At 75.5% G+C, this 26,627-nt stretch carries 25 protein-coding genes and 2 riboswitches; of the genes, 6 read left to right on the top strand and 19 right to left on the bottom strand.

Features of this window, described 5'->3' with window-relative positions; all coding sequences use genetic code 11:
* The first annotated feature begins 79 nt into the window (after positions 1 to 79).
* Positions 80 to 802 (top strand): GAF and ANTAR domain-containing protein, encoded by a 723-nt coding sequence (locus LBW97_RS04115; RefSeq protein WP_224498125.1) that lies wholly within the window; start codon positions 80 to 82, stop codon positions 800 to 802.
* Here LBW97_RS04115 and cobA read toward each other — a convergent pair.
* The 12 genes from cobA to LBW97_RS04055 form a co-directional block, all read right to left on the bottom strand.
* A complete protein-coding gene (gene cobA / locus LBW97_RS04110) occupies positions 772 to 1,965 on the bottom strand; it encodes a uroporphyrinogen-III C-methyltransferase (protein ID WP_224498124.1) in 1,194 nt (397 codons plus the stop codon). The genes LBW97_RS04115 and cobA overlap by 31 nt on opposite strands.
* A complete protein-coding gene (gene cobC, locus LBW97_RS04105; protein WP_224498123.1) occupies positions 1,962 to 3,005 on the bottom strand; it encodes an Rv2231c family pyridoxal phosphate-dependent protein CobC in 1,044 nt (347 codons plus the stop codon). Before cobC ends, cobA begins: the two co-directional genes overlap by 4 nt.
* Positions 3,002 to 3,382: a cobalamin biosynthesis protein gene (locus LBW97_RS04100; RefSeq protein ID WP_224498122.1), complete on the bottom strand. Its 381-nt coding sequence runs from the start codon at positions 3,380 to 3,382 to the stop codon at positions 3,002 to 3,004. Before LBW97_RS04100 ends, cobC begins: the two co-directional genes overlap by 4 nt.
* A complete protein-coding gene (locus tag LBW97_RS04095; RefSeq protein ID WP_224498121.1) occupies positions 3,379 to 4,221 on the bottom strand; it encodes an energy-coupling factor ABC transporter ATP-binding protein in 843 nt (280 codons plus the stop codon). The genes LBW97_RS04100 and LBW97_RS04095 overlap by 4 nt, the downstream gene beginning before the upstream one ends.
* Positions 4,218 to 4,955 (bottom strand): cobalt ECF transporter T component CbiQ, encoded by a 738-nt coding sequence (gene cbiQ, locus LBW97_RS04090; RefSeq protein WP_224498120.1) that lies wholly within the window; start codon positions 4,953 to 4,955, stop codon positions 4,218 to 4,220. The genes LBW97_RS04095 and cbiQ overlap by 4 nt, the downstream gene beginning before the upstream one ends.
* Positions 4,952 to 5,239: an energy-coupling factor ABC transporter substrate-binding protein gene (locus tag LBW97_RS04085; RefSeq protein ID WP_224498119.1), complete on the bottom strand. Its 288-nt coding sequence runs from the start codon at positions 5,237 to 5,239 to the stop codon at positions 4,952 to 4,954. The genes cbiQ and LBW97_RS04085 overlap by 4 nt, the downstream gene beginning before the upstream one ends.
* On the bottom strand, positions 5,236 to 5,919 hold the full coding sequence (locus LBW97_RS04080; protein WP_224498118.1) for an energy-coupling factor ABC transporter permease: 684 nt from the start codon (positions 5,917 to 5,919) through the stop codon (positions 5,236 to 5,238). Before LBW97_RS04080 ends, LBW97_RS04085 begins: the two co-directional genes overlap by 4 nt.
* Complete coding sequence (locus LBW97_RS04075; RefSeq protein WP_224498117.1) at positions 5,906 to 7,270, bottom strand: cobyrinate a,c-diamide synthase; 1,365 nt, start codon at positions 7,268 to 7,270, stop codon at positions 5,906 to 5,908. Before LBW97_RS04075 ends, LBW97_RS04080 begins: the two co-directional genes overlap by 14 nt.
* A 32-nt stretch (positions 7,271 to 7,302) precedes the next feature.
* Entirely contained in the window at positions 7,303 to 7,917 is a 615-nt protein-coding gene (gene cobO, locus LBW97_RS04070) for a cob(I)yrinic acid a,c-diamide adenosyltransferase (RefSeq protein ID WP_224498116.1), read from the bottom strand.
* On the bottom strand, positions 7,917 to 9,983 hold the full coding sequence (locus tag LBW97_RS04065; protein WP_224498115.1) for a putative cobaltochelatase: 2,067 nt from the start codon (positions 9,981 to 9,983) through the stop codon (positions 7,917 to 7,919). Before LBW97_RS04065 ends, cobO begins: the two co-directional genes overlap by 1 nt.
* Before the next feature lie 52 nt (positions 9,984 to 10,035).
* A riboswitch (cobalamin riboswitch) is annotated at positions 10,036 to 10,167 on the bottom strand.
* 24 nt (positions 10,168 to 10,191) lie between these two features.
* On the bottom strand, positions 10,192 to 11,706 hold the full coding sequence (locus LBW97_RS04060; protein ID WP_224498114.1) for a cobyric acid synthase: 1,515 nt from the start codon (positions 11,704 to 11,706) through the stop codon (positions 10,192 to 10,194).
* Positions 11,703 to 12,641: a cobalamin biosynthesis protein gene (locus LBW97_RS04055; RefSeq protein ID WP_224498113.1), complete on the bottom strand. Its 939-nt coding sequence runs from the start codon at positions 12,639 to 12,641 to the stop codon at positions 11,703 to 11,705. Before LBW97_RS04055 ends, LBW97_RS04060 begins: the two co-directional genes overlap by 4 nt.
* A 54-nt stretch (positions 12,642 to 12,695) precedes the next feature.
* On the opposite strand from LBW97_RS04055, the gene cbiE reads away from it, so the two are divergent.
* Positions 12,696 to 13,928, top strand: coding sequence for a precorrin-6y C5,15-methyltransferase (decarboxylating) subunit CbiE (cbiE, locus tag LBW97_RS04050; RefSeq protein WP_224498112.1), 1,233 nt, complete (start codon positions 12,696 to 12,698; stop codon positions 13,926 to 13,928).
* The gene (gene cobM, locus LBW97_RS04045) at positions 13,925 to 14,665 is read left to right on the top strand and encodes a precorrin-4 C(11)-methyltransferase (protein ID WP_224498111.1); all 741 of its coding nucleotides are present in this window, start codon (positions 13,925 to 13,927) and stop codon (positions 14,663 to 14,665) included. Before cbiE ends, cobM begins: the two co-directional genes overlap by 4 nt.
* Here the strand turns inward: cobM and LBW97_RS04040 are convergent.
* A complete protein-coding gene (locus LBW97_RS04040; RefSeq protein ID WP_224498110.1) occupies positions 14,641 to 15,744 on the bottom strand; it encodes a cobalt-precorrin-5B (C(1))-methyltransferase in 1,104 nt (367 codons plus the stop codon). The genes cobM and LBW97_RS04040 overlap by 25 nt on opposite strands.
* 26 nt (positions 15,745 to 15,770) lie before the next feature.
* Between LBW97_RS04040 and LBW97_RS04035 the strand changes: the two genes are divergently transcribed.
* Positions 15,771 to 16,526: a cobalt-precorrin-6A reductase gene (locus tag LBW97_RS04035; RefSeq protein ID WP_224498109.1), complete on the top strand. Its 756-nt coding sequence runs from the start codon at positions 15,771 to 15,773 to the stop codon at positions 16,524 to 16,526.
* A gap of 52 nt (positions 16,527 to 16,578) precedes the next feature.
* Positions 16,579 to 16,824, top strand: coding sequence for a hypothetical protein (locus LBW97_RS04030; RefSeq protein ID WP_224498108.1), 246 nt, complete (start codon positions 16,579 to 16,581; stop codon positions 16,822 to 16,824).
* A 14-nt stretch (positions 16,825 to 16,838) separates the two neighbouring features.
* On the opposite strand, the gene LBW97_RS04025 is transcribed toward LBW97_RS04030, so the two are convergent.
* From LBW97_RS04025 to LBW97_RS04000, 6 genes are all read right to left on the bottom strand, one after another.
* Entirely contained in the window at positions 16,839 to 17,291 is a 453-nt protein-coding gene (locus LBW97_RS04025) for a hypothetical protein (RefSeq protein WP_224498107.1), read from the bottom strand.
* 12 nt (positions 17,292 to 17,303) lie between these two features.
* On the bottom strand, positions 17,304 to 18,812 hold the full coding sequence (locus tag LBW97_RS04020; RefSeq protein ID WP_224498106.1) for a precorrin-2 C(20)-methyltransferase: 1,509 nt from the start codon (positions 18,810 to 18,812) through the stop codon (positions 17,304 to 17,306).
* Positions 18,809 to 19,429, bottom strand: coding sequence for a precorrin-8X methylmutase (locus tag LBW97_RS04015; protein ID WP_304505405.1), 621 nt, complete (start codon positions 19,427 to 19,429; stop codon positions 18,809 to 18,811). Before LBW97_RS04015 ends, LBW97_RS04020 begins: the two co-directional genes overlap by 4 nt.
* A gap of 55 nt (positions 19,430 to 19,484) precedes the next feature.
* Positions 19,485 to 20,741 carry an HNH endonuclease signature motif containing protein gene (locus LBW97_RS04010; protein WP_224498104.1) on the bottom strand — a complete coding sequence of 419 codons (1,257 nt, stop codon included), beginning with the start codon at positions 20,739 to 20,741 and terminating at the stop codon, positions 19,485 to 19,487.
* Between the two features lie 120 nt (positions 20,742 to 20,861).
* Positions 20,862 to 22,010 (bottom strand): nitrite/sulfite reductase, encoded by a 1,149-nt coding sequence (locus LBW97_RS04005; protein ID WP_224498103.1) that lies wholly within the window; start codon positions 22,008 to 22,010, stop codon positions 20,862 to 20,864.
* A 25-nt stretch (positions 22,011 to 22,035) separates the two neighbouring features.
* Positions 22,036 to 22,749, bottom strand: coding sequence for a DUF4383 domain-containing protein (locus LBW97_RS04000; protein ID WP_224498102.1), 714 nt, complete (start codon positions 22,747 to 22,749; stop codon positions 22,036 to 22,038).
* A 115-nt stretch (positions 22,750 to 22,864) separates the two neighbouring features.
* Positions 22,865 to 22,945: riboswitch (cobalamin riboswitch) on the top strand.
* Positions 22,946 to 22,997: 52 nt separating this feature from the next.
* Here LBW97_RS04000 and cobN point away from each other — a divergent pair.
* Positions 22,998 to 26,618 (top strand): cobaltochelatase subunit CobN, encoded by a 3,621-nt coding sequence (gene cobN, locus LBW97_RS03995; RefSeq protein WP_224498101.1) that lies wholly within the window; start codon positions 22,998 to 23,000, stop codon positions 26,616 to 26,618.
* Positions 26,619 to 26,627: the final 9 nt, after the last annotated feature.

Genomic DNA, 26,627 nt, shown 5'->3' with positions numbered 1-26,627 from the left:
CGAGATCGTGGCGCGGGGGCATCCGGCCAGGCATACTTTGCCGAGTTTGGTGGGGCACAACCGAAAGGGACGGACAAGCGTGGTCGAGCCGGGCCGGGGGCCGGTGGCAGAGGAGAGCCAGGACGTCCTGGCACTGCTGGACGAGTTCGCGGACGTCGCGACCTTCCTGGATTCGCTGGTCGCCTGGGCGGTGGAGCAGACCCCCGGCGCCGAGGCGTGCGGGCTCACCCTGGAGCAGGCGGGGCGCGGGATGACCGTGACCTACAGCGGCGAGCTCGCTGCAGCCGGCGACGAGCGCCAGTACGAGCTGGACGACGGTCCCTGCCTGCAGGCGATGCGGACCGGGAAGCGCGTCACGGTCGCCGACATGGCGACCGAGCAGCGATGGGGGCGCTATCCGCAGCGCGCGATCGAGGCCGGGGTGCGCTCGTCGTTGTCCTTTCCGCTCGAGGTCGGGAACCGCGGGCGCGGGGCGCTGAACCTGTACGCGCGGGAGGCGGACGCGTTCACCTCCGCGGACGAGGTGGCCGGACACACGTGGGCCGGCCAGGCCGCCGGCGCGCTGGCGGTGGCGTGGCAGATGGCCGAGCGGGACGAGGTGGTCGACCTGCTGAACCAGGGCATGGTGACCCGGCAGGTGATCGGCCAGGCGGTCGGCCTGCTGATGGCGCAGCGCCGGTGCACCGCGGAGGAGGCCTTCGACATGCTGAAGGTCGCGAGCCAGCGGAACAACGAGAAGCTCCGCGACGTCGCCGCGCGCATGGTCGCCGGTCACGAGGAGGACGCGCGCACCTCGCGCTGACCGCGCTGCGGGGCCCCGGCGCATCCCCTCGCCGCCAGGTCGACGACCTCGCCGACGATCCATACCGCCGGCGGCCGTACCTCCTCGTCCCGGAGCGTGCCCCCGAGGTCGGCCAGGGTCGTGCGGATCGTCCGCTGCCGCGCGGTCGTCCCGTCGGTCACGACGGCGACCGGTGTGGCCGGCCGGCGCCCGTGTTCGACGAGCGCGGCGGCGATGGCCGCCGCGGTGTCGACGCCCATGAGGACGACCACGGTGCCCCGCAGACGGCCGATCGCCGACCAGTCGACCAGGGACTGCGGATGACCCGGCGGAACGTGCCCGGAGACGACGACGAACTCGTGCGTGAGCCCGCGGTGGGTCACCGGGATGCCGGCGATCCCGGGTACGCCCACGGCACTGGTGACGCCTGGCACCACCTCGACCGGGACGTCGGCGGCCACGCAGGCGAGCACCTCCTCCATGCCCCGGCCGAACACGAACGGGTCCCCGCCCTTGAGCCGCACGACCTGCTTTCCCTCCCGCGCGGAGGACACCAGCACCTCGTTGATCTGCTCCTGCGGCATGGCGCGTCCCCGGGGCAGCTTCGAGGCGTCCACCAGCCGGACGTCGGGGCGGAGGCCGGCCACGAGCGTCCGGGGGGCGAGGTGGTCGACCACGACCACGTCGGCGAGCGACAGGGCCTGCTGTCCGCGCACCGTGATGAGACCGGGGTCGCCGGGTCCGCCGCCGACCAGGACGACGCGGCCGGACCGGCCCTCGTGCGCGGGCCGCTCCTCCGCCGGCGGGAGCAGGGAGTCGGGGAGCGCGGAGGAGTTCTCCCGGTCGTCGAGGCGCGTGCAGAAGATCCGGCGGTCCTCGGCGTCGCCCACGACGACCTCGTCGACCGCGGCCTCACCGGTCGCCGCCACGGCGTACCAGGCGCCGTCCAGGTCTCCTGACGCATAGGAACGGCGGGTCCACGACGCGGAACCCGCCGCGGCCATCGACTCCAGGGCGGGAACGACCGTGGCGCTGACGACGGTGACCAGCGCATCGGCGTCGAGGAGCCCGGCCGCGGCCCGGTAGGCGGCCGGACCGCCCCCGACGACGACCACCCGCCGGCCCTGCAGGCGGAGGCCGACGGGGTGCAGCGGAACGGGCCGGAGCGGCGACGTAGTGCTCACGGGACCTCCTCGGGGTCGGGATCGGATGGGAGGACGGCGGTGAGCGCCTCGGCGAATGCCCGCGAGACGTCCGGCTCGCGCACGGCGATGCGGAGGTGGTCGGTGGTCAGGCCGGGGAAGGTGTCGCCGCGGCGCACCGCCCAGCCCCGCCGCCGGAGCTCCTCCCGGACGCGGCCGCCGTCGGGGACGCGGAGCAGCACGAAGGACGAGCGCGGGGACCCCTCGACCACCACGGATGGGGGCAGCTCCGCGAGCAGGGCGGCGCGCCGGCTCTCGAGGTCGCGGGCAGCGGCGTCGGCCTCGGCACGTGCGGTCGCCGTGCTGCAGGCGGCCAGCGCCGCGAGCGCGGGTGTGGACACCGGCCAGTGCGGCTGCTGCGCGGCCAGCCGGGCGACCAGCTGCGCCGGGCCGAGCGCGTAGCCGACCCGCAGACCCGCCAGCCCCCAGGTCTTGGTCAGGCTCCGCACCACGACCAGACCCGGAAGGTCCCGCCGGGACGCGAGGGACTCCGGCTCTCCCGGAATCGTGTCGGCGAACGCCTCGTCGACCAGCAGGACCCGTCCTGGCCGCGCCAGCTCGGCGACCACCGTCGCGGGGTGCAGCACGGAGGTCGGGTTCGTCGGGTTGCCGAGCACGACCAGGTCGGCATCCTCGGGGACGGCCGACGGGTCGAGGCGCCATCCGTCCTCGGCCCGCAGGACGACTCGGGTGACCGGGTGGCCGGCCGCCCGCAGTGCCGCCTCGGGTTCGGTGAACGACGGGTGGACGACGGCGGCGAGGCGGGGCCGCACCGCCCGGGCGACGAGGACGAAGGCCTCGGCCGCCCCCGCGGTGAGGAGCACCTCGTCGACCGGGCGGCCGGAGGCGGCGGCGACCGCCGCCCGGGCGGGGCCAGGGTCCGGATAGGCCGCGGCGGCATCGATCGAGGCGTGCAGGACGGCGCGCAGCCACTCCGGCGGCGCGGCGACGCGGACGTTGACCGCCAGGTCGATCAGCCCGGGGGCCAGCTCGGCGTCGCCGTGGTGGGAGAGGTCGGTCATGCGCCCGGCACCTCTGCCTCTGCCTCTGCCCCTGCCACTGCCACTGCCACGGTCACGCGGCCGAGCGCCGTCTTGGGCACCGTCAGCGTGCCGCCGTCGAGCAGGGCAGCGGCCTCGGCCACCGACGGGGTGCCGACGGTGGCGGCGACGCGGTCGGACGGGGTCGGCACGGGGACGCGGGCCAGGGCGGACGCGGGGTGCCCGACGAGCCGCCAGCCCCGGCGCATCGCCGCCTCCTGCAGTCCCGGTTCCCGCAGTCGGGCGTCGAGGGTGGACAGCCGCACGTCGGTGCTGTCGGCCGGCAGCACCGCGTCCACGGCGGCGAGCACTTCCTCGGCGCCGATTCCGCTCGTCGTCCCCACGCCCACGGTGATCACGGGCGGGCTCCCGGCTCGGGCAGTGCGGCCAGCAGGTCTCCTGCGGTTCGCGGAAGGGCGCCGGGTGGCAGCAGGCCCAGCCCGCGCAGCCTCGTTCCGAGCGTCAGCGCCCACGGCCGGTCCAGTCGCGCGCGCCCGAGCAGGGCCGGATCCGCCAGGACCTCGTCGGGGGGACCCTGGACGACTCCCCGGTCCACCACCACCGCGACCTCGTCCGCCCACCGGAGTGCGAGGTCGACGTCGTGGGTGCTCATGACCACGGTGGAGTCGTTCTCCTGCAGCCTGGCAAGCGCTGTCAGCGTCTCGGCCACCGCGGCCGGGTCGAGGCCGGCGGTGGGCTCGTCGAGCAGCAGCACGCACGGCCGCATGGCGACAGCGCCTGCGATGGCGACCCGCTTGCGCTCGCCGAAGGACAGCTGGTGGGTGGGGCGCGCCGACAGGTCGTCGACGGCGAGCAGGTCCAGCGCCTCGTCCACCCGGGCGCGCGCTTCCTGCTCGTCGAGCCCCAGGTTGAGCGGGCCGAACGAGACGTCCTGCGCCACGGAGGCGCTGAACAACTGGTCGTCGGGGTCCTGCAGGACGAGCTGGACGGTCTGCCGGTGCGCCCGCAGGCCGGAGCGGGTGTACGCCACGGGGACGCCGTCCACGGTGACGGTGCCTGCGGCCGGGCGCAGCGCCCCGGACAGGCAGCGCAGCAGCGTGGTCTTGCCCGAGCCGTTGGCTCCGAGCACGGCGAGCCGCCGTCCGGCGGGCACGGTCAGCGATGCGCCGTCCAGCACGCGGCTGCCCGGCCCGTACCCGACGACCAGCCCCTCGGCGGCCAGCGCGCGGTGGCTCATGCCAGCACCAGCGAGGCGGTGACGATGCCGGCGATCCCGGCGCCCGAGGCGGTGAGGAACAGGGCGGAGGAGGGCAGCGTCTCGGGCAGCACCCGCAGGCCGGTTTCCATGCCCCGTCCGGCCAGCCCGTCCTGCATCCTGCGGGCGCGGTCCCAGGAGCGGACCAGGACGGCGGCGGCCAGGGCGCCCGAGGAGCGGTAGGAGCGGCGCAGCGAGGAGTACCCCATCCGCGCGGCCTGTGCCTCGCGGATGGTGCGCAGGCTGTCCAGCAGCACGAACAGCAGCCGGTAGACGACCGAGGCGACCTCGACGACGGCGGCCGGCACCCGCGCGCGGCGCAGGGCGGGGAGCAGATCCGACATCGGCGTCGTCGTCGCCAGGAGCAGCACCGCGGCGCCCCCGGCCATCGCGTGCCCGACGAGGGAACCGGCGGTGGCCGCCGCGTCCGGTGCCCAGCCGGGCCCGCCGCTACCGATCTGCACGACCGCGGTGACCGCGCCGACTGCCACGAACGCCAGCGGCCAGCGCACCGCCCGGCCGAAGGTGCGGGCGGGCACCCGGGCGGGGCCCAGGGCGAGCCCCACCGCGGCGATGCCGACCAGCAGGCTGCCCGGCCACGCCGGGAGCACGAGGGCGGTGACGACGAGGCCGCCGCAGAGCAGCAGCTTGTCGCCGGGGGCGCGCCGGCGCCAGGCGCTGGCCCACGCCGCGTCGTCCACGGCCAGACCGGTCACCGCGGTTCGGCGGCCTGGCGGCGGCCGCGCAGCAGACCGAGCACGTAGCCGAGCACGCCGGCCCCGAGCGCGGCCTGCAGGGCGAACAACCCCGACTCGACCTCACCGGCCGGGCTGAACAGCGGATCGAACCAGGGGGTGTGGCCCCCGGCCTCCAGCTCCTCGGTCACGGCGGCGTCGGTGCCGCCGTACTCGGAGGTGCCGCCGTCCAGCAGGAGCGGTACGGCGAAGAGCGCGACGACGGCGAGGACCAGCAGCGCGTTGACCAGGGTTCGGCGGGTCACGCGGCACTCCCGGTGGGAGCGGGGGTCAGGATGCCGAGTCGCTCGAGCTCGGGCCGGGCGTTTCCGGTCAGCGCGCGGAACAGCAGGACGCCGAGCAGCCCCTCGCCGACGGCCAGCGGGATCTGGGTGACGGCGAAGACGCCGAGGAACTTGACCAGCGCGCCGGCCAGGCCGCTCCCGGCGTCGGGGAACGCCAGAGCCAGCTGGACGGAGGTGGTGACGTAGGTGGCCAGGTCGGCCAGCGCGACTCCCGCGAAGACGGCCGGGAGGAGCCCCGCGCCGACCGCTCTGGTCAGCCGGTAGGCGCCGTAGCCGACCCACGGTCCGACCACGGCGAAGGCGAACGCGTTGGCTCCCAGGGTGGTCAGCCCGCCGTGCGCCAGCAGCAGTGCCTGGAACAGCAGGACGACGGTGCCCAGCAGCGCCATCACCGGTGGCCGGAAGAGGATCGCTCCGGGGCCGGTGCCGGTCGGATGGCTGGAGCTTCCGGTGACGCTCGGCAGCTTGATGGCACTGAGCACGAAGGTGAAGGCCCCGGCCGCGCCGAGCAGCAGCGTCGCCTCCGGGTTCTCCCGCACCTCCCTGACGACGGCCCGGGCGCCGTGCACGACGAACGGTGCGGCGGCGATCGTCCAGCCGACCGCGTGCCCGACCGGCAGGAAGCCTTCAGCGATGTGCACGGGCGTGCTCCGATCGACGGGCGCAGGCGGTGACGAAGCGGGAGGCGAGCTGCGGACTGCCGGCCCAGTTCAGGTGCAGGTAGGAGGCGTGCACGCTGCCGGCGACGAACCCCTCGGGGCCGGCCTCCGACCAGCGCCAGGCGCCGTCGCGGCCGGCCGGCGGGTCGGCGTGCGTGCGGTGGAACTCGTGGCCGCGCACGCGGGTGCCGGCCGGTGCGAGCACCGAGTCGGACACGGCGACCGCCGACCGGTAGCCGAGGGTGAGCCGGGGCGACATCGCCGTCGCCACGTCGAGCACTCCGCACATCGGGACGCCGTCGAGCTCGCGGGCCAGGTAGAGCAGCCCCGCGCACTCCGCGGCCACCGGTGCGCCCCGGGCCGCGAGCGCCGCGACCTCGGCGCGCAGCGACTCGTTGGCCGACAGCTCGGCGGCGTGCACCTCGGGAAAGCCGCCGCCGACCACGAGCCCTGCGGTGCCGGGTGGCAGTACCTCGTCGCGCAGCGGGTCGACGGTCACGACCTCCGCTCCCGCGGCCTCGAGCAGCTCGGTGTTCTCCGCGTAGCCGAAGGTGAAGGCGGGACCGCCGGCGACCGCGATCCGCGGCCGGCCCGGGCTGGTGGCGACCTCGGCGGCGGGATTCCAGGGGCGGGCGTCCAGCGGAGGAGCGGAGCGGGCGAGGGCGAGCACGGCGTCGAGGTCGACGGAGGAGGCCACGACCTCGCCCAGCCGGCGGACGGTCGCCAGCGCCGCGTCCGACCGCTCGGCCGCCGGGATCAGGCCCAGGTGCCGGGACGGTGTGTGCAGCTGCTCCATCCGGCGGACCGCGCCGAGCACCGGCACCCCGGCCGCGCCGAGCGCCTCGCGCAGGATCGACTCGTGCCGGTCGCTGCCGACCCGGTTGAGGACGACGCCGCCGAGCCGGACGGCGGGGTCGAAGGTGGCGAACCCGTGCACCAGCGCGGCCACGGACCGCGCCTGCGAGGAGGCGTCGACGACGAGCACGACCGGCGCCCGCAGCAGCCCGGCGACGTGCGCGGTGGAGGCGAAGCCCGGCTCGACCGACGGGTGGCTGGCGCCGTCGAACAGGCCCATCACGCCCTCGACGACGGCGACGTCGGCCGGCCCCGGGTGCATCGCGCCGCGCAGGAACAGCGGCGCGATGCGCTCCTCGCCGACCAGCCAGGGGTCCAGGTTGCGGCCCGGGCGGCCGGCCGCGAGACCGGAGTAGCCGGGGTCGATGTAGTCGGGGCCGACCTTGTGCGGCGAGACGGTGAGCCCGCGGGCGGTGAAGGCGGCGACGAGCCCCGTGGCCACCGACGTCTTGCCCGCGTTGCTGCTCGGGGCCGCCACGACGATCCGTGCTGTCCCCCGCCCGCCCCTGCTCACCACTCGATGCCTCGCTGACCCTTCTGGCCCGCGTCCATCGGGTGCTTGACCTTGGTCATCTCGACCACCAGGTCCGCCGCTTCGATCAACGCCGCAGGGGCGTCGCGGCCGGTGATCACCACGTGCTGGGTGCCGGGCCGGGAGGTCAGCGTCGCGACGACGTCGTCCACGTCGACCCACCCCCACTTCAGCGGGTAGGTGAACTCGTCGAGCACGTAGAAGCGGTGTGCCTCGGCGGCCAGGTCGCGCTTGATCTGCGCCCAGCCCTCGGCGGCGTCGGCGGCGTGGTCGACCTCGCTGCCCTGGCGGCGCGACCAGCTCCAGCCCGAGCCCATCTTGTGCCAGACGACCGGGCCGCCCTCGCCGGTCTGCTCGTGCACCCGGCCCAGTGCGGTCAGCGCGTTCTCCTCGCCGACCTTCCACTTGGCGCTCTTGACGAACTGGTAGACCGCGGTCGACCAGCCCTGGTTCCACGCGCGCAGAGCCATGCCGAACGCCGCGGTGGACTTGCCCTTCATCTCGCCGGTGTGCACGACGAGCAGCGGGCGGTTGCGCCGCTGCCGCGTGGTGAGCCCGTCCTGCGGGGTGACGGCGACCTGTCCCTGCGGCATCAGGCGGCCCTCGCGCCGCGGACCGTGGCGGCCAGCGAGTCGGCGGCGAGCTCGTCGAGCCGGAGGGTCTGCGCGCCGAGCGCCGTCCCCAGCGTGGCGGCCAGGCCGAGGCGGACCGGGCCGGACTCGCAGTCGACGACCACCGCGGCCGTGCCCGTCGCAGCCAGCAGCGCCGCGGCGGTGCGGGCCTCGGTCAGCGCGGCACCTCCGCGTGCCCCGGTGGCCCGGCCGTCGGTGACGACGACGAGCAGCGGCCGGCGCTGCGGATCGCGGATCCGCTCCCGGCGGAGGACCTGCTGCGCCTCGATCAGCCCCGCGGCCAGCGGCGTCCGCCCGCCGGTGGGCAGCTCGGCGAGCCGGGCGGCCGCCGCCTCCACCGACCAGGTGGGCGGCAGGGCGACCTCGGCCGCCGCGCCGCGGAAGGTGACCAGTCCGACCTTGTCGCGGCGCTGGTAGGCGTCCAGCAGCAGCGACAGGATCGCGCCCTTGACCGCGCCCATCCGGGCCCGGGAGCCCATCGAGCCGCTGGCGTCGACGACGAAGAGGACGAGGTTGCCCTCGCGACCCTCGAGGACGGCCTGGCGCAGGTCCTCGCGGGCGATGCGCAGGCCGGGGCCGGTGCGCCCGCGCGCCCGCTGGTGCGGCGCGGCGGCCAGCACGGTGCCGGTCAGGTGCAGCTTCGTGACGGTGCCGGCCGGGCGGGTGGACCCGACGACGCGGCCGCGCTCCGAGCGGGCCCGCGACCGGCGGCCCGAGGCGCCGGCGCCGATGCCGGGCACCTCCAGGCGGCGCGCGCGGAACGGGTCCGACGGTGCGACGGCGGCCCGGTCGGGTGCCGGTGCGGCGTCGGCGGAACCTCCGCCCTCGCCCCGGGGCGAGGTGGTCGGCTCGCCCGCCGACTCAGGGCCATCGTGGCCATCTCGGCCCTCGGGGGCCGGGCCGTCGGGGGTGCCGGAGGGCGGGGGAGGAGTGCCGCCGTCGTCGCCGGGGCCGTCGCTTCCGCGGTCGTCGTCCTCCGGGCCGTCGTCGTCGGGGCCGTCGTCGTCCGGGCCGTCGTCGGGGCGGCTGTCGGCCAGCGTCGAGTCGAGGAGGTCCTCGTCGAGCCCAGGGGCGTCGAACGGGTTGCGCCGGCGGCGGTGCGGCAGCGCGAGGCGGGCGGCCACGCGCACGTCGTCCTCGGTCACTTCGTCGCGGCCGCACCAGGCGGCGTGCGCGATCGCGGCGCGGGCGGTGACCAGGTCGGCGCGCAGGCCGTCGACGTCGAAGGCGGCGCAGACCGCGGTCACCTGCTGGAGCGCGGCGTCGGAGAGCACGACGTGCGGCAGCCGGGCGCGGGCGTCGGCGATGCGGTCGGCCAGCGCGGTCTCCTCCGTCGCCCACGTCGTGGCGAACCCGGCCGGGTCGGCGTCGGAGGCGAACCGGCGGCGCACCACCTCGGCGCGCTGGGCGGGGTCGCGCGGCGCGGCCACCTCGACGGTGAGGCCGAACCGGTCGAGCAGCTGCGGCCGCAGCTCGCCCTCCTCCGGGTTCATGGTCCCGACGAGGAGGAAGCGGGCGGCGTGCCGGACCGAGACGCCCTCCCGCTCGACGTAGGCGGTGCCCATCGCGGCGGCGTCCAGCAGCAGGTCGACCAGGTGGTCGTGCAGCAGGTTGACCTCGTCGACGTAGAGCACGCCGCGGTGGGCGGCGGCCAGCAGGCCGGGCTCGAACGCCTTGACGCCCTCGGTGAGCGCGCGCTCCAGGTCCAGCGAGCCGACGACCCGGTCCTCCGAGGCGCCGACGGGCAGCTCGACCAGCCGGGCCGAACGGGCGGGGCCGCCGGCGGTGGGCTCGTGCGGGCCGTCGGGGCAGGCCGGGTCGGGTGCCGCGGGATCGCAGGCGAACCGGCAGCCCGGAACGACGGCGACCGGCGGTAGCACGGCGGCCAGCGCACGGACGGTCGTCGACTTCGCCGTGCCCTTCTCGCCGCGCACCAGCACGCCGCCGACGGCGGGGGAGACGGCGTTGAGCAGGAGGGCCAGCCGCATGTCGTCCATGCCGACGACGGCGCTGAAGGGGTACGTCATGCCGAAAAACGGCGCACGGAGCACGGTCCTCTCCCCGGGTGTCCACGCCCGGAGGTGGCAGGAGCGCGACGGCGGGAGTTCCTGACTAACCGGAGAACCGGCTCACAGTGGCGGGACCGCGCCGGAATCTCACCGGGCTTCCTCCACTGCCGTCGCGTGTGGCGGCGTCATGGAACCACAACCGGTGCCCGGACCGACAGCCCCGGGGTCAGCCCGCGGCCGAGCCCGGCGGCAGGAGCGGGAGGTCCGGCGGAGCTCCGGTCTCGATCAGCCGCCAGAGCGCCGCGGTGTCGGCGTGCTCGGCGACGAGGTCGCCGAGACGGTCCAGGCGGGCCTCGCGGACCGCGGCGAAATCCGTGTCCGGAGCGGGGACGAACCGGCGACCGGTGGTGCGCGCGACCTCGGCGAGGAAGGCCCGCCGGAACCCGTCGTTCTCCAGCGCGCCGTGCCACGTGGTGCCGAGGACCGACCCCGCCCGGGCGCCGTCGAGGAACGGCTCGGCGGCAGGGGTGCCGGAGTTCCAGTCCACGGTGACCACCCCGTGGTGGATCTCGTAACCGTCGACGGGCTGCCCGAGGGCTGTTCCCGACGGCCGTCCCAGGGTCTTCTCGGGGGCGAACCGGACGTCGGTGGGCAGCAGGCCGAGCCCGGCGACGGTGCCGGCGCGGGACTCGACGTCGTCGGTGATGGTGCGGGCCAGCATCTGGTGGCCGCCGCAGATGCCGAGGACCGGGCCGTCGGCGGCGGCGTGCCGGCGCACCGCCTCGGCCAGGCCCGTCTCCCGCAGCCAGGCGAGGTCGGCGACGGTCGACCGCGTGCCGGGGAGGACGACGAGGTCGGCGTCGGCCAGCTCCTCGGGTCGGGTCACGTACCGGACGAGGACCCCGGGCTCGGCGGCCAGCGCGTCGAGGTCGGTGAAGTTCGACAGCCGGGGCAGCCGGGCGACCGCGACGCGGAGCACGTCTTCGCCGTGCGGCGGCGCGATCATCGCGCCTCCGGTCGGCACGCCGAGGGAGTCCTCGACGTCGAGCTCCAGCCCGCCGAGCCAGGGCAGCACCCCGAGCGTCGGACGGCCGGTGAGCCGCTCCAGCTCGACCAGGCCGGGTTCCAGCAGGCGGACGTCGCCGCGGAACTTGTTGACCAGGAACCCGGCGACCAGCCGCTGGTCGGCCGGCGGCATCAGCGCGACCGTGCCGTAGAGCGCGGGGAAGAGCCCGCCCCGGTCGATGTCGCCGACCACCAGGACGGGGAGCTCGGCGGCGGTCGCCAGGCCCATGTTGGCGATGTCGTCGGCGCGCAGGTTGATCTCGGTGGGGGAACCCGCGCCCTCGCAGATCACCACGTCGAAGCGGGAGCGAAGGTCGGCCAGGCTGGTCAGCACCTGCTCCAGCAGCGCGGCCTTCATCGGCCGGTAGCTGAGCGCGGTCACATCGGCGACCGCCCGCCCGAGGACGACGACCTGGCTGGAGTTGTCGCCGCCGGGCTTGAGCAGCACCGGGTTCATCGCCGCCTCGGGCTCGACCCGTGCGGCGGCTGCCTGCATGACCTGCGCCCGGCCGATCTCCGCGCCGTCCAGGGTGACCATGGAGTTGTTGCTCATGTTCTGGGCCTTGAACGGCGCGACGGAGACGCCCTCGCGCACCAGCCACCGGCAGATGCCCGCGGTGACCACCGACTTGCCGGCGTCCGAGGTGGTGCCGGCGACCAGCAGCGCCCCGCTCACGACCGGCCCCGCATCAGCCGGGTGACCACCGCGAGGACCGCAGCGCTGATCCAGACGGCCCTCGACAGCCGGACGGCGGCGCCGATGTCGGCGGCCGTCGGCGGCCGGCCCGACCCCAGGAACGGACGGTCCTCGACCCGGGAGCCGTACACGTTCCGCCCGCCCAGCCGAACGCCGAGCGCGCCCGCCGCCGCCGCCTCGCACCGACCGGAGTTCGGGCTCGGATGCGCCGCGCCGTCGCGCAGCCAGGTGCGCAGCGCGCCGGTCGCGGAGCCCCCCGTGGCCCCGGCGCAGACGACGGTCAGTGCGGCGGTGAGCCGGGCCGGCAGCCAGTTGGCGACGTCGTCCAGGCGCGCCGACGCCCAGCCGAACCGCTCGTAGCGGGGCGACCGGTGGCCGACCATCGCGTCGAGGGTGTTCACCGCCCGGTAGCCGAGCAGCCCCGGAAGACCGGCGACCGCGCCCCAGAAGAGCGGGGCGACCGCTGCGTCCGAGGTGTTCTCCGCGACGGACTCGACGGTCGCGCGGGCCAGCCCGTCCACCCCGAGCGCCCGCGGGTCCCGGCCGGCCAGCGCCGGCAGCGCCGCGCGGCCGGCGTCGACGTCGCCGGCCTCCAGCGCGGTTCGCATCCGGGTCGCCGCGCGGCCGAGCGAGGTGCCCCCGAGGACGGCCCAGGTCGCCGCGGCGGTGGTCAGCGTCCGGGCGATCGGGGAGCTCCGCGTGCTGCGGTCGACCAGCGATCCGAGCCCGGACGCCGCCGCGACCAGCCCGAGCGCGTGGCCGGTGCCGACCGCCCGGGAGTCGCGCCAGACCGCCCGCTCGAGCGCGGCGGCGACCGTGCCGAAGCCGGCCACCGGATGGGCGCGCCGGGGGTCGGCGAACAGCAGGTCGGCGGCGGCGCCCAGCGCCAGGCCGGTCGCGATCGAGGTGTCCATCGCCGCCCATCGTGTCAACCGGCCCCGGAGGGCCGGTGCCTAGGATCGCCCGTCGTGCGTGCTGAGAAGCGGGGAAGCCCTGCGCCGGTGACCGTCGTGGGCATCGGCGCCGACGGCTGGGACGGGCTCTCCCCGACGGCTCGCCGGGCGATCGAGTCGGCCGACGTGCTGCGCGGCAGCGCCCGCCAGCTGGGGCTGGTGCCGGCGTCGGTGACCGCCGAACGAGTGCCCTGGCCCTCGCCGATGGGCCCGGCGCTCGCCGCGGTGCGCGAGACGCACCCCGGCCGTCGCGTCGTCGTCCTGGCCAGCGGCGACCCGATGTTCTCCGGCATCGGCACCTCGCTGGTCCGGGCGCTCGGACCGGAGGTCGTGGACGTCGTCCCGCACTCCTCGTCGGTGACCCTGGCCTGCGCGCGGCTCGGCTGGGCGGTCGAGGAGACGACGGTCGTGACGGTCGTCGGCCGGCCGGTCGAGCTGCTCGCCCCGCACGTGACCCCGGGCCGGAGACTGCTGGTTCTCGGGTCGGACACGCGCTCGCCCGCCGCGGTGGCGGACCGTCTCGTGGCCTGGGGCTACGGCGCCAGCCGGGTCACGGCCCTGGCCCAGCTGGGCGGCCCGGACGAGCGGCGGTTCGCCGGAACCGCGGCGGAGTGGCCGCACGCCGAGACCGATCCGCTGGTGCTGACCGCCGTCGAGGTGGTCGCCGACCCCGGCAGCGTGCCGCTGCCGACGACACCGGGGCTGCCCGACGACGCCTACGAGCACGACGGCCAGCTGACCAAGCGCGACGTCCGGACGGTGACGCTCGCCCGGCTGGCCCCGCTGCCGGGTCAGCTGCTGTGGGACGTCGGCGCGGGGGCCGGGTCCATCGGGATCGAGTGGATGCGCGTGCACCCGTCGTGCCGCGCGGTCGCGGTCGAGGCGCACCCCGACCGGGCCGCGCGGATCGGGCGGAACGCCGGCCGGCTCGGTGTGCCCGACCTCCGGGTGGTCCACGGCCGGGCGCCGGAGGCGCTGGCCGGCCTGCCCGCGCCCGACGCGGTCTTCGTCGGTGGGGGAGCGACCGCTCCTGGCGTCCTCGACGCGTGCTGGGACGCCCTGCCCACCGGCGGCCGGCTGGTGGTCAACGCCGTCACGCTGGAGAGCGAGGCGGTGCTCGCCGAGCGCCATGCACGGGAGGGCGGTGAGCTGGTCCGGCTCGGCGTCGCCACCGCCGCCCCGGTGGGCGGCTTCACCGGCTGGAAGCCGGCCATGCCCGTGACGATCTGGTCGGGAGTCAAGCCATGACGGTGCACTTCATCGGAGCCGGCCCCGGTGCCGCCGACCTGGTCACGCTGCGCGCGGCCCGGATCATCGCCGCGGCCCCGGTCTGCCTCTACGCGGGCGCCCTGGTGCCGCGCGAGCTGCTGGACACCGCTCCGGCCGGGGCCCGGCTGGTCGACACCGCCGACCTCGACCTGGACCAGATCACCGCGGAGCTGCTGGCCGCGCACGAGGCCGGTCACGACGTCGCCCGGCTGCACTCCGGCGACCCGTCGGTCTACAGCGCGATGGCCGAGCAGATGCGCCGGCTGGACGCGCTGGGCGTGCCCTACGACGTCGTCCCCGGGGTGCCGGCGTTCGCCGCGGCCGCCGCCTCGCTGAAGCGGGAGCTCACCGTGCCGGGCGTGGGTCAGACGGTGATCCTGACCCGCACCTCGGCCCGCTCGACGCCGATGCCGGAGGGGGAGGACCTGGCAACGCTCGGCGCCTCGCGGGCGACCCTGGTGCTGCACCTGGCCGTGCAGCGGATCGCCGAGCTGGTGCCAGAGCTCGTGCCGCACTACGGCGCGGACTGCCCGGTGGCGGTGGTCGCCCGGGCCAGCCGGGACGACGAGCTGATCCTGCGGGGCACCCTCGCCGACATCGCCGGGCAGGTCGCCGACGCCGGGGTGAAGCGGACGGCGGTCGTCATCGTCGGAGCCGTGCTGACCGCGGGGGAGTTCCCCGACAGCCACCTCTACTCGACGACGAGATGCCGCTGAGCGCGGCCCACGATCGTGCCGCCGCGGTCGATGACGACGACGTCCACCTCGACCGGCGCCCCGCGGAGGACGCCGAGGGCGGTCTCCCGGGCGCCGGCCGCGACCAGGTCGCCGAGCGGCAGACCGGCCGCCTGGCACTGCTGGAGCGCGTCGAGCGCGGTGTTCGCCGCCCGCACGCCCTCCACCAGCTCGGGTGCGCCGCCGGCGTCGCGGACCAGAGCGGCCAGCGACTCCGTGGACACCTGCGAGCGGCCCGAGTGCAGGTCGAGGTGACCATCGGCGAGCTTGGCCAGCTTGCCGATCCCGCCGGCGATCGTCAGGCGGGGAACCGGGTGACGCCGGAGGTACTTCAGCACCGCACCGGCGAAGTCGCCCATGTCCAGCAGCGCGTCCTCGGGGAGCCCGTGGAGCTCGGTGACCACCCGCTCGCTGGTCGAGCCGGTGCACCCGGCCACGTGCTCGTGCCCGGCCGCCCGGGCCACGTCGATGCCGCGACGGATCGAGTCGATCCACGACGAGCACGAGTACGGGACGACGACGCCGGTCGTGCCCAGGATCGACAGCCCGCCCAGGATGCCCAGCCGCGGGTTCCACGTCTTGCGGGCCAGCTCCTCGCCGTGCTCGACCGAGATCTCGACGACGACGTCGCCGGTGCCCCCGTGGCGGGCGGCGACCGCCGCGACGTGCTCGCGCATGAACTGCCGCGGCATCGGGTTGATCGCGGGCTCGCCGACCGGCAGCGGAAGCCCCGGCTTGGTCACGGTGCCGACGCCCTCCCCGGCACGGAAGGTGACCCCGGTGCCCGGTTCGCCGTGGGTCACCCGCGCCGAGACGAGCGCCCCGTGGGTGACGTCGGGGTCGTCGCCGGCGTCCTTGACCACGCCGACGGTCGCGGCGCCGCCGTCCAGCGCCTCCCTGGCCAGCGCGAACGACGGGTGCTTGTCATGCGGCAGGTCGATCACGACCGGGTCCGGGAACTCGCCGGTGAGCAGCGCCGTGTACGCGGCGGTGGTGGCCGCGGTCGCGCAGGCGCCCGTCGTCCATCCGTAGCGCAGCCCCGTGGCGCCGTCCCGACTCACGCGATCAGCATGCCTGGACGCTTCCGGTGACCGGCCGGGTGCTGGTCCTCGGGGGCACGGGGGAGGCGCGACGGCTGGCCACGGCGCTGGTCGCCGATGGGGTCGACGTGCTGACCTCGCTGGCCGGCCGGGTCGCCGATCCCGCGCTGCCGGCGGGCGAGGTGCGCGTCGGAGGCTTCGGCGGCGCCGAGGGGCTGACCGACTGGCTGCGGGCCCACCCGGTGCGCGCGGTGGTCGACGCGACCCACCCGTTCGCCGCCGTCATGACCGCCTCGGCGGCGCGGGCGGCCGAGGTCACCGGCGTTCCGCTGCTCCGCCTGCAGCGCCCCGGATGGTCCGAGCAGCCGGGCGACGACTGGCGGTGGGTCGGGTCGCTGGCTGACGCCGCGGCGGCCGTCGACGGCTTTTCCTGCGTCTTCCTCACGACGGGCCGGCAGGGGCTGGGTGCCTTCGCCGGACTGACGGCGCACTGCCTCGTGCGCTCCGTCGACGCTCCGGAGCCGCCGCTGCCCGCGCGGACCACGGTGGTGCTGGCGCGCGGTCCGTTCACCGTCGACGAGGAGCTGGCGCTGATGCGCGAGCACCGGGTCGACGTCGTCGTCACCAAGGACTCGGGCGGGTCCCTGACCGAGGCCAAGCTGACCGCTGCCCGCGAGCTCGGGCTGCCGGTCGTGCTGGTCCGGCGCCCGCCGCTGCCGGCCGGGGTGCCGACGGTCGCGACCGTCGACGAGGCGCTGACCTGGCTGCGCGCCGGTCTCGATCCGACCACATCCGTTGACTGACTGGCGGGGGACGAGGACGGTCGCCGCCATGCGATGGCGGACGACCGTCTCCGTGACCGGTCCTCTCGAGTGCCGGGACGGCGACCCCTCCGCACCCGACCCGGAGCGCTCGCTGAGCGACGTCGACGTCCAGTTCTTCCAGGGCGAGGGCTCCCCGGAGACGCTGGGCGACGTCCGCAGCACGGGGACGACCTACGACGGCACCGTGGTCATCGTCGTGCCGGAGGACGCGGAGCACGGACCGGCTCGGATCTCGGTCGGCGGACTGGCCGGAGCAGGGATCACCGTCCTCCCCTGACCGACGTCACCCGTTCAGGCGTGCAGGGTGCCGTCGGGATCGGCGGTGACCGCGGGCAGGACCCGCGTCTCCCCGCAGCCGGGTCCGTTGGGCTCGACCAGCTCGGTGCGTACGGTCCCGCTGCCGCGGTACAGCTCCCCGCCGGTGCCGGGATCGGTCAGCGTGACGCGCACCTCGACCTCGTCCCGGTCGGGGATGCGCGGCTCGATCCGGTGCACGGTCTCCTCGACCGGCGAGCCCTCGTACCAGGGGTCACGGGCACCGCAGTCGCTCTCGACGCACAGGCTGGCGCCGACCGTCCGCGGATCGACGTCGAGCGCGCTCACGTCCACGCTCACCGCCGTCACGAGCATGACCAGGCTGCACGCCTGCGGGGGTCCGCCCTCGCTGCAGCCGGCCAGGACGAGAAGCGCGAGGGCCGCTCCCGGCCGGACCGGTGACCGGGTGCCCCGAGCTCGTCGTGCCACGGGGTCAGCCTGTCACCGCGGAGCGGCCCCGGGGTAGCTCCGCGACGTCCAGACCAGGCCCGACGGCCCCACGCGCGTCTGGGACGAGCCGATGATCAGCAGGCACCGCATGTCCACCGTCTCCGGATCCAGATCGCCCAGGGTCGTCACGGTGAGCCGCTCCTCGGGGCCGCCGACGTCCCGGCCGACCACGACCACGGTCTCTGGCGACCGGACCTCCAGCAGCGCCTCCCGCGCCTCGCCGAGCTGGTGCGGGCGGTGCTTCGACCGCGGGTTGTAGAGCGCGATCACCAGGTCGGCGGCCGCCGCGTGCCGCAGCCGGTCGACGACGACGTCCCACGGCTTGAGGACGTCGGACAGCGACAGCACGCAGAAGTCGTGGCCCAGCGGTGCGCCGACCTTCGAGGCCACCGCCTGGGCCGCGGTCAGCCCCGGAACGATCCGCACCGGAACGCCGGCGAACTCCGGCCGGCCGGCCACCTCGAGGACGGCGGCGGCCATCGCGAAGACGCCGGGGTCCCCGCTGGACACCACGGCCACCCGCCGTCCCGCGCGGGCGAGCTCCAGCGCGTGGGCCGCGCGCTCGGCCTCCACCCGGTTGTCGGTCGGGAACCGCTCCTGGCGCGGGTTGGCCGGCACCCGGTCCAGGTAGGGGCCGTAGCCGATCAGCACCTCGGCGGTGGCCAGTGCGTCGGCGGCCTCGGGGGTCGTCCAGTACCGCGCGCCGGGGCCGAGCCCCACGACGACGACCTCGCCGGCGGGCCCGTCGCCGTCGGCGGCCCGCTCGGCCATCGGCAGCTCACCGATGAGCGGGCTGGGCAGCAGCACCAGCGAGAAGTAGGGGACGCTCTCCGGGTCCACCTCGGCGAGGGGGAGGGTCCGCTGCCCCTCGGTCGTCGCACGCTCGACGTACAGCGCGCGGTCGAGGACGCCCGCCTGGTCGAACGCCTCGCGGACCTGCGGAAACGTGCGCCCAAGCTTCATCACGGCGGCGGAGTCCGTCGTCGACAGCCACTCGGCGAGCTCGTCGGCACCCAGCGTGCCGGGCAGGACGGTGAGCACCTCGTCGCGTTCCACCAGCGGCCGGCCGACGGCCGCCGCGGCGCCGCTGACGCTGGTCACGCCCGGGACGACCTCGGTCGGGTACCGGTGCGCGAGCCGCTTGTGCATGTGCATGTACGAGCCGTAGAAGAACGGGTCGCCCTCGGCCAGCACGACGACGTCGCGACCGGCCTCCAGGTGTGCGGCCAGCCGGGCGGCCGCCGCCTCGTAGAACTCGTCGATGGCGCCCTGGTAGCCGCCGGGGTGGTCGGTCGTCTCGGTGGTGACCGGATAGACCAGCAGCTCCTCGATCTGGCCCTCGTGCAGGTAGGGCGCGGCGATCCCGCGGGCGACCGAGCGACCGTGCCGCGCGGCGTGGAAGGCGACGACGTCGGCCGCGCCGATCAGCCGGGCGGCCTTCACGGTGACCAGCTCCGGGTCGCCCGGGCCGAGCCCGACCCCGTACAGGCGCCCGGTCATTCGACGTCGCTCGCGATCGCGTTCACGGCCGCGGCCGTGATGGCGCTGCCACCGCGGCGGCCCCGCACGACGAGGAAGTCCAGGTTCGAGGCGGCGAGGGCGTCCTTGGACTCGGCGGCGCCGATGAAGCCCACCGGGATGCCGAGCACGGCCGCCGGCCGGGGCCCGCCCGCGGCCACCATCTCCAGCAGGTGGAACAGCGCGGTGGGCGCGTTGCCGATGGCGACGACGGCCCCGCCCAGCCGGTCCCGCCACAGCTCCAGCGCGGCGGCGGTGCGGGTGGTGCCGAGCTCCGCGGCGAGGCCGGGGGTGCGCGGGTCGTTGAGCGTGCAGAGGACGTCGTTGTCCTTCGGCAGCCGTCGTCGGGTGATCCCGGAGGCGACCATCTGGACGTCGCACAGCACCGGTGCGCCGGCGTCGAGCGCCGCGCGGGCGCGTTCGACCACGGCGGGGGCGAAGGCCAGGTCATCGACCAGGTCGACCTGCCCGCAGGCGTGGATCATGCGCACCGCGACCCGTGCCACGTCCTCCGGGAGGGCGGCGAGATCGGCCTCGGCGCGGATGGTGGCGAACGACTGCCGGTAGATCTCGGCGCCGTCCTTCTCGTACTCGTGCAGCTCCATCGGGCGCAGAGGCTACGTCCCGGGAACGCAGGCCGGCCGCCGGGGCGGGTCAGCCGGCGCGGGTGGTGACCGGCTCGTCGGTGATGCGGGGAAGGATGAGGATCTCGGTGCCGTCCGGGCGGAACGTGCGCCATCGGCCGTCGGCTTGTCGCTCGATCCGGAAGCCGTGGTGGACCTTGGTGTGGTGCCGCTCGCACAGCAGAGCGCCGTTCTCGAGGCAGGTGTCCCCGCCGTCGATCCAGTGGATGACGTGGTGGACGTCGCACCAGTAGGAGGGGGCGTCGCAGCCGGCGAACACGCAGTGCTGGTCCCGGACCTCGATCGCCCTGCGCAGGTGTGGCGGGAAGAGCCGCTTCGTCTGACCGAGGTCGAGGGGTTGGCCTTCGGGGCCGATCACGATGCGGGTGACGGCGCCGTCGCAGGCCAGCCAGCGGGCCTTGGCCGCGGAGATGATGCCGCCGAACGTGGTGCGCCCGGCCCCGGCACCGGGGGAGGTGTCCATCAGGTCCTCGTGGTCGATGAGCACCCCGACGTGCGGCTTGTGCCCGCGCAGCGTGGGCAGGCTGCCGGACGCCAGCACGTTGTCGCACAGCTGCACCAGGGCATCCCCGGCCTGCTGGGCGCGGCTGCGGGTGTCACCGGCGGGGCGGCAGGCCTGCACGATCGACTCGATCGCGGCCTGGAACTTCTCCCCGCCCACCTCGTCGAGCACGAACCGGCCGACGACCAAGCCCTTGCTGTCCCGCGAGACGGTCAGGCTGCGCTGCTCGGTGGGGTCGGGTTCCTCTCCGTCGGGGTCGAGCCGCTGAAGGTAGTGCTTCACGACCTGGACCAGTTCGGTGTGCGGAGCCCGCACCGCGGCATCGGTGAGCGCGGCGTCGATCGCCGCGACGTCCACGCCCTGCGCCTGCGCCCGGGCCAGGTTCTCCGCCGAGGCGACCGGCGCGATCACCGACACCGCCTCCGGGCTCACCGCCCCCGCCGCAGCCGCCGCGGCCAGGACGGGCAACGACTCCAGAGCACGGCCGTTGCGCACGATCTGGGCGGCCGCACCCTGCGACAGCCGGTGGTGCCCCCGCAGCCAGGAGGCCATCGACGCCTTCCCGTCGTGCTCGGGGGCCTGGGTCAGCTCGCCCTCGCGCACGCTGCGGGCCAGATCGGCGTCCAGGCGGTTCCGCGCCCGTACCAGCACGGCCGACCGTTCGAGCATCGCCGGCCCGAAGCTGGACTTCAGATCCTGACCGGCGAGCGCCTGCAGAGCGCCGTCGAGGCACTCCAGCGGTGTCTCGCAAACGGTCGAACACACGTACGAACAGTACCGCTTCGCGAGTCCTGCGGCTACCTGTTCTCGCAGGTCAGCGGCTTGTCCACAGATCTCAGGCAGGCCTTGACGAAGGCGACGCAGGCTCTCTGCGGAGGAAGCCGCTCAGGCGATCCAGTAGCCGGTCGGCGTCGCCACCACGTCCACGACGTCTCCCTGCGGGCGACCGCAGCGCCGCTCGCAGCCGACCCAGTGCTGCCGGGCGCCGTCCGCCGGGAGCTCTCCGGCGGTCACCGCCGCCACGACGTCGCCCCGGACGTCGGCCAGCGACTTCGCGCACCCGGGCCGTCCGGCGCACGCGGTGACCCGGAGCCAGGGGCTGCCGGGGTCCAGCACGAGCCCGGCGGCCGCGAGCCCGGCCATCGCCGACGCGTCCGGCAGGTCCGGGACGACGACGCTGCGCCACGGCGTCAGCTGCACCTCGGTGGCCGTGGTGCTGGCGAGGAGCTCGGTCTGCTCCGCGGTCAGCCGGCCCAGCGGGACGACGGCGACCAGCGCGGTGCGGCCGTCGTCCTGGCGCACGGCGCCGGCCGGGCTGACGGCGGGCGACGGCGGAACGGGTCGGGGCTCGGCGTGCGCGCCGCCCAGCGCGGCCGCGATACGGGCGGAGCCGTCGGCCAGTTCGCCCACCCGCCAGGCGGTGCCGCCGTCCGCTTCGCGCACGTCGAGGAAAGCGCGGGTCGCGGCCAGCGCGAGCGCGACCGCCCCGTCGGGGTCGGTGCGCAGTCCGCTGTCGACGCCGGCCAGCAGCAGCGCGACCGTGCTCCGGTCCAGGGCCAGCAGGCCGATGTCGGCACCCAGCCCGGCGACGTCTCCGCGGCCGTCGTCGAACGCGGCGAGGAAACGGCCGGGCAGCCGCGCCAGCTCCGGATCGCCGCACTGCCCGGCGTCGAAGGCCGGCACCCAGGACCGGACGTCGAGCAGCCCGCCGGACCGGCCGGAGAGCACGCTCGCCAGCACGTTGCGCGCCGTCTCGTGGGTCGCGCTCGGCAGCAGCCCGGCCGCTGCCAGCCGGTTGCCGAGCTCCGGCGCGGCCCCCTGGTCCAGGCCGCGGAGCTGCACGTTCCCTCGGCTGGTCAGCTCCAGGGCGCCGTCGCCGAGTTCGCGCGCGGCGGTCGCGAGCACCCGCAGCTGCACGGCGGTGAGCACGCCCCCGGGGACCCGGACCCGGGCGAGGGCGCCGTCGGCAGCGGCGTGGGTCTGGAGCGCGCCGGGGCAGGCGTCCGCCCGGTCGCGGAGCGGGAGAGGGGTCATCGCGGTCCGAGGCTACGACCCCCGACTAGGGCCGGCCGTCGAACGACATCCACACCCGCCGTCGCTCGGAGCGGCTGCGCACCTGCGCCATCGCCTCCACCCGGCGGCGCTGCTCGGCGGAGGCCACGTGCTGCACGACGGCGGTCTCGGCCGCGCGCATCGCCTTCTCCGCGGCGAACTCCGCCGGGGTGGAGGGGAACTCGTCGGCCCCGTCGGGGTCATCCCCGTCGACCCGGCGGGCGTAGGGGCTGTCCGACGGCAGGTTCCCGCTCACCCGCCCGTAGGTCCCCAGCACGAGCAGCAGGAAGCCGGCGATCACGGAGAACACGACGTTGCTCAGCCGGAACGCCAGGAAGTTGAGCTCGGTCTGCAGCACCGCCAGATTGGCCAGCGCCGAGACCAGGAACAGCACGCCGACGACGATCATCACCGTCGAGGCGATGCGCGGCCCGCTGAGCGCCGCACCCACCAGCACAGCGGCGGTGACCAGCGAGATCGTCGACAGCAGGCCGTTGCTGGACAGGCCCAGGATCCGTTCGCCCTCGGTCGAGAAGAAGTCCAGACCGCCGGCGAAGCCGAGCACCCCGAAGACGGCGATCACCGTGGCGACCAGCACCGCCCCGGTGCGGTGCACCAGATGGACCCGGCTGCCGGGCGGCTCCGCACCGGCGGGCGTCGCGGGGGATGCCGAGCGGGGGGCAGAGGTGGTGGAGCGGCGGAGATGCGGGCGCAGGGTCATGGCGACTCCCTCGGGCGGACCGGCGGACACCTGCTCTTCGCGGGCGGCACCGCCACTGGATGCGCGCCGCGGTGCGGTGGACCGGTAGCGTCCGGCGCACACCACGGCAGTCAGCGAGGAAGTCGGTGCGAATCCGACGCGGTCCCGCCACTGTGAGCCCGGCCCCGAACTCGGGGGCCGGCTGAGCCAGACACTCCGGCTGCCGTGCCCGACGACCCGGGGCGCGGACCCCGAGTGAGGAACGCGCCGTGAGCGACCCTGCCTTCACCCTGCTGTCCACCAGCGACACCGATCTGCTGTCCGCCCGCGCCTCGGGTACAGGCTGGCGGCTGGGCAACCCCGCGCGGCTGGACGCTCCGGGCATCGCCGCGCTCGCTGCCGGCAGCGCGCTCGTCGTCGTCCGGATCCTCGGGGTGCGGCGGCAGTACGAGGAGATGCTGGCGCCCCTGCTCGCCGGGCCCGCGCCGGTCGTCGTCCTCGGCGGCGAGCAGGTGCCCGACGCCGAGCTGATGGAGCTCTCCACCGTGCCGATGGGCGTGGCCACGGAGGCGCACGGCTACCTGGCGCAGGGCGGCCCGGACAACCTCGTGCAGCTGCGGCGGTTCCTGTCCGACACCGTGCTGCTGACCGGCGAGGGCTTCGAGCCGCCGGCGGTGGCGCCCGACTGGGGAGTGCTGGAGCGAACGCCGCGGACGACGAGCGGCCCGCGGGTCGCCGTCCTCTACTACCGGGCGCACCACCTCTCCGGGAACACCGGCTTCGTGGAGTCGATGTGCCGTGCGATCGAGGACGCCGGCGGGCAGGCGCTGCCGGTGTTCACCTCCTCGCTCCGCTCGGTGGGCCCGGAGCTGCTGGAGACGCTGCGCACCGCCGACGCCCTGGTCGTCACCGTGCTGGCGGCCGGGGGTTCGCGGCCCGCCACCGCGCAGGCCGGCGGGGACGACGGCGCGTGGGACGTCGGCGCGCTGGCCGCGCTGGACGTGCCCGTGATCCAGGGCCTGTGCCTCACCCGGTCCCGCGCGGAGTGGCTGGCCGACGACGACGGGCTCTCCCCGCTCGACGTCGGCAACCAGGTCGCCATCCCGGAGTTCGACGGCCGGCTGATCACTGTGCCGTTCTCCTTCAAGGAGACCGACTCCGACGGGCTGACGCAGTACGTCGCCGATCCCGAACGGGCGGCGCGGGTGGCCGGCACCGCCGTCGCCCATGCCCGGCTGCGGCACACCCCGCCGGCCGAGCGGCGGATCGTGGTGATGCTCAGCGCCTACCCGACCAAGCACGCGCGGATCGGGAACGCCGTCGGCCTGGACACCCCCGCCTCCGTGGTCCGGCTGCTGGCCGCGATGCAGGGTCAGGGGTACGACATCGGGCCCTTCGACGGCCCTGGCGCGCTGCCTGGCGTCGCCGAGCTGGACGGCGACGCTCTCTTCCACGCGCTCATCGCGGCCGGCGGCCAGGACGCCGACTGGCTCACCGAGGAGCAGCTGTCCGGCAACCCGGTGCGCATCCCGGCCGAGCGCTACCGCGACTTCTTCGACACGCTCCCCGCCGACCTGCGCGAGGCGATGACCGAGCACTGGGGCGAGGCGCCCGGCTCGCTGTTCGTGGACGGCGGCGACATCGTCTTCGCCGCCCTCCGCGCGGGCAACGTCGTGGTGATGGTCCAGCCGCCGCGCGGCTTCGGGGAGAACCCGATCGCGATCTACCACGACCCCGACCTGCCGCCGTCGCACCACTACCTGGCCGCGTACTGGTGGCTGCGGTCGGAATTCGGCGCGCACGCGATCGTGCACGTCGGCAAGCACGGCAACCTGGAGTGGCTGCCGGGCAAGACCGTCGGCCTCTCCGCCTCGTGCGGCCCCGACGCAGCCCTCGGGGACGTGCCGTTGGTCTACCCGTTCCTGGTCAACGACCCCGGCGAGGGCTCGCAGGCCAAGCGCCGCGCGCACGCGACGCTGGTCGACCACATGGTGCCGCCCATGGCCCGCGCCGACTCCTACGGCGACATCGCGCGGCTGGAGCAGCTGCTCGACGAGCACGCCAACATCGCGGCCATGGACCCGGCGAAGCTGCCTGCCGTCCGCGCGCAGATCTGGACCCTGCTGCAGGCCGCCAAGCTCGACGCCGATCTGGGCCTGGCCGAGCGCCCGGAGGACGACCACTTCGACGAGATGATCCTGCACGTCGACGGGTGGCTCTGCGAGATCAAGGACAGCCAGATCCGGGACGGCCTGCACGTCCTGGGGACGCCGCCCAGCGGGCAGGACCGGGTCGACCTGGTGCTGGCCATGCTGCGTGCCCGGCAGATCTGGGGCGGCTCGGTGGCACTTCCGGGTCTGCGCGAGGCGCTGGGTCTGGTCGAGGACGGCACCGCCGGGCGGGTCGAGACCGACCGGATCGAGGCGCTCGCCGAGGCGCTGGTCGTCGCGATGGAGTCGCGCGCATGGACCCCCGCAGCCGTCGACGACGTCGTGCACGAGGTGCTCGGCCGGTCGGACGAGGCGGTCGCGGCGGTGCTGCGGTTCGCCGTCGCCGAGGTGGTGCCCCGGCTGGCCCGGACCACCGACGAGCTCGACGCAACCCTGCACGCGCTCGAGGGCGGCTACGTGCCGGCCGGCCCCAGCGGTTCGCCGCTGCGCGGGCTGGTAAACGTGCTTCCGACCGGCCGCAACTTCTACTCGGTCGACCCGCGCGCCGTGCCCTCACGGCTGGCGTGGGAGACCGGCCAGGCGATGGCGGAGTCGCTGGTCGACCGCTACCGCGCCGACACCGGCGACTTCCCGCGTTCGGTCGGGCTGTCGGTGTGGGGGACCTCGGCCATGCGCACCTCAGGGGACGACGTCGCCGAGATCCTGGCGCTCCTGGGCGTCCAGCCGGTGTGGGACGAGGCGTCCCGGCGAGTGACGGGGCTCGAACCCGTTCCACTGGACGAGCTGGGCCGGCCGCGGATCGACGTCACCGTGCGGATCAGCGGCTTCTTCCGGGACGCCTTCCCGCACGTGGTGACCATGCTCGACGACGCGGTCACCCTGGTCGCCGGTCTCGACGAGCCCGCCGAGCGGAACTACGTGCGGGCGCACGTCGACGCCGACCTCGCCGCCCACGGCGACCGCCGCCGGGCCACCACCCGGGTGTTCGGCTCCAAGCCCGGCGCCTACGGGGCCGGCCTGCTGTCGCTGATCGACTCCCGCGACTGGCGCGGGGACGCCGACCTCGCCGAGGTGTACGCGGTGTGGGGCGGCTACGCCTACGGCCGCGGCCTCGACGGCGTGCAGGCCCGGCCGGACATGGAGACGGCCTACCGGCGGATCGCCGTCGCCGCCAAGAACGTGGACACCCGCGAGCACGACATCGCCGACTCCGACGACTACTTCCAGTACCACGGCGGGATGGTGGCGACGGTCCGCGCGCTGACCGGCCGTGCGCCGGCGGCGTACATCGGGGACTCGACCCGGCCGGAGTCCGTGCGCACCCGATCGCTCACCGAGGAGACCGCCCGCGTCTTCCGGGCGCGGGTGGTGAACCCGAAGTGGCTGGCCGCGATGCGCCGGCACGGCTACAAGGGCGCCTTCGAGCTGGCCGCCACCGTCGACTACCTCTTCGGCTACGACGCCACCACCGGGGTGGTCGCCGACTGGATGTACGAGAAGCTGGCGCAGACCTACGTGCTCGATCCCGAGAACCGGGAGTTCATGGAGAAGTCGAACCCCTGGGCCCTGCACGGGATCGCCGAGCGGCTGCTGGAGGCGGTCGACCGGAAGATGTGGGCCGAGCCCGACCCGGCGCTGCTGGCCGAGCTGCAGCAGGCCTACCTCGACACCGAGGGCGACCTGGAGGGCGGGGAGTCACCGGCGCAGGCCCGTACCTGAGCGCCGGAG

This window comes from Blastococcus sp. LR1, from assembly GCF_020166105.1.
In the GTDB taxonomy this organism is placed as follows: Bacteria; Actinomycetota; Actinomycetes; order Mycobacteriales; family Geodermatophilaceae; genus Blastococcus.
The sequence above is the reverse complement of the archived record's forward strand: the minus strand, read 5'-3'. Positions and strand labels throughout refer to the sequence as shown.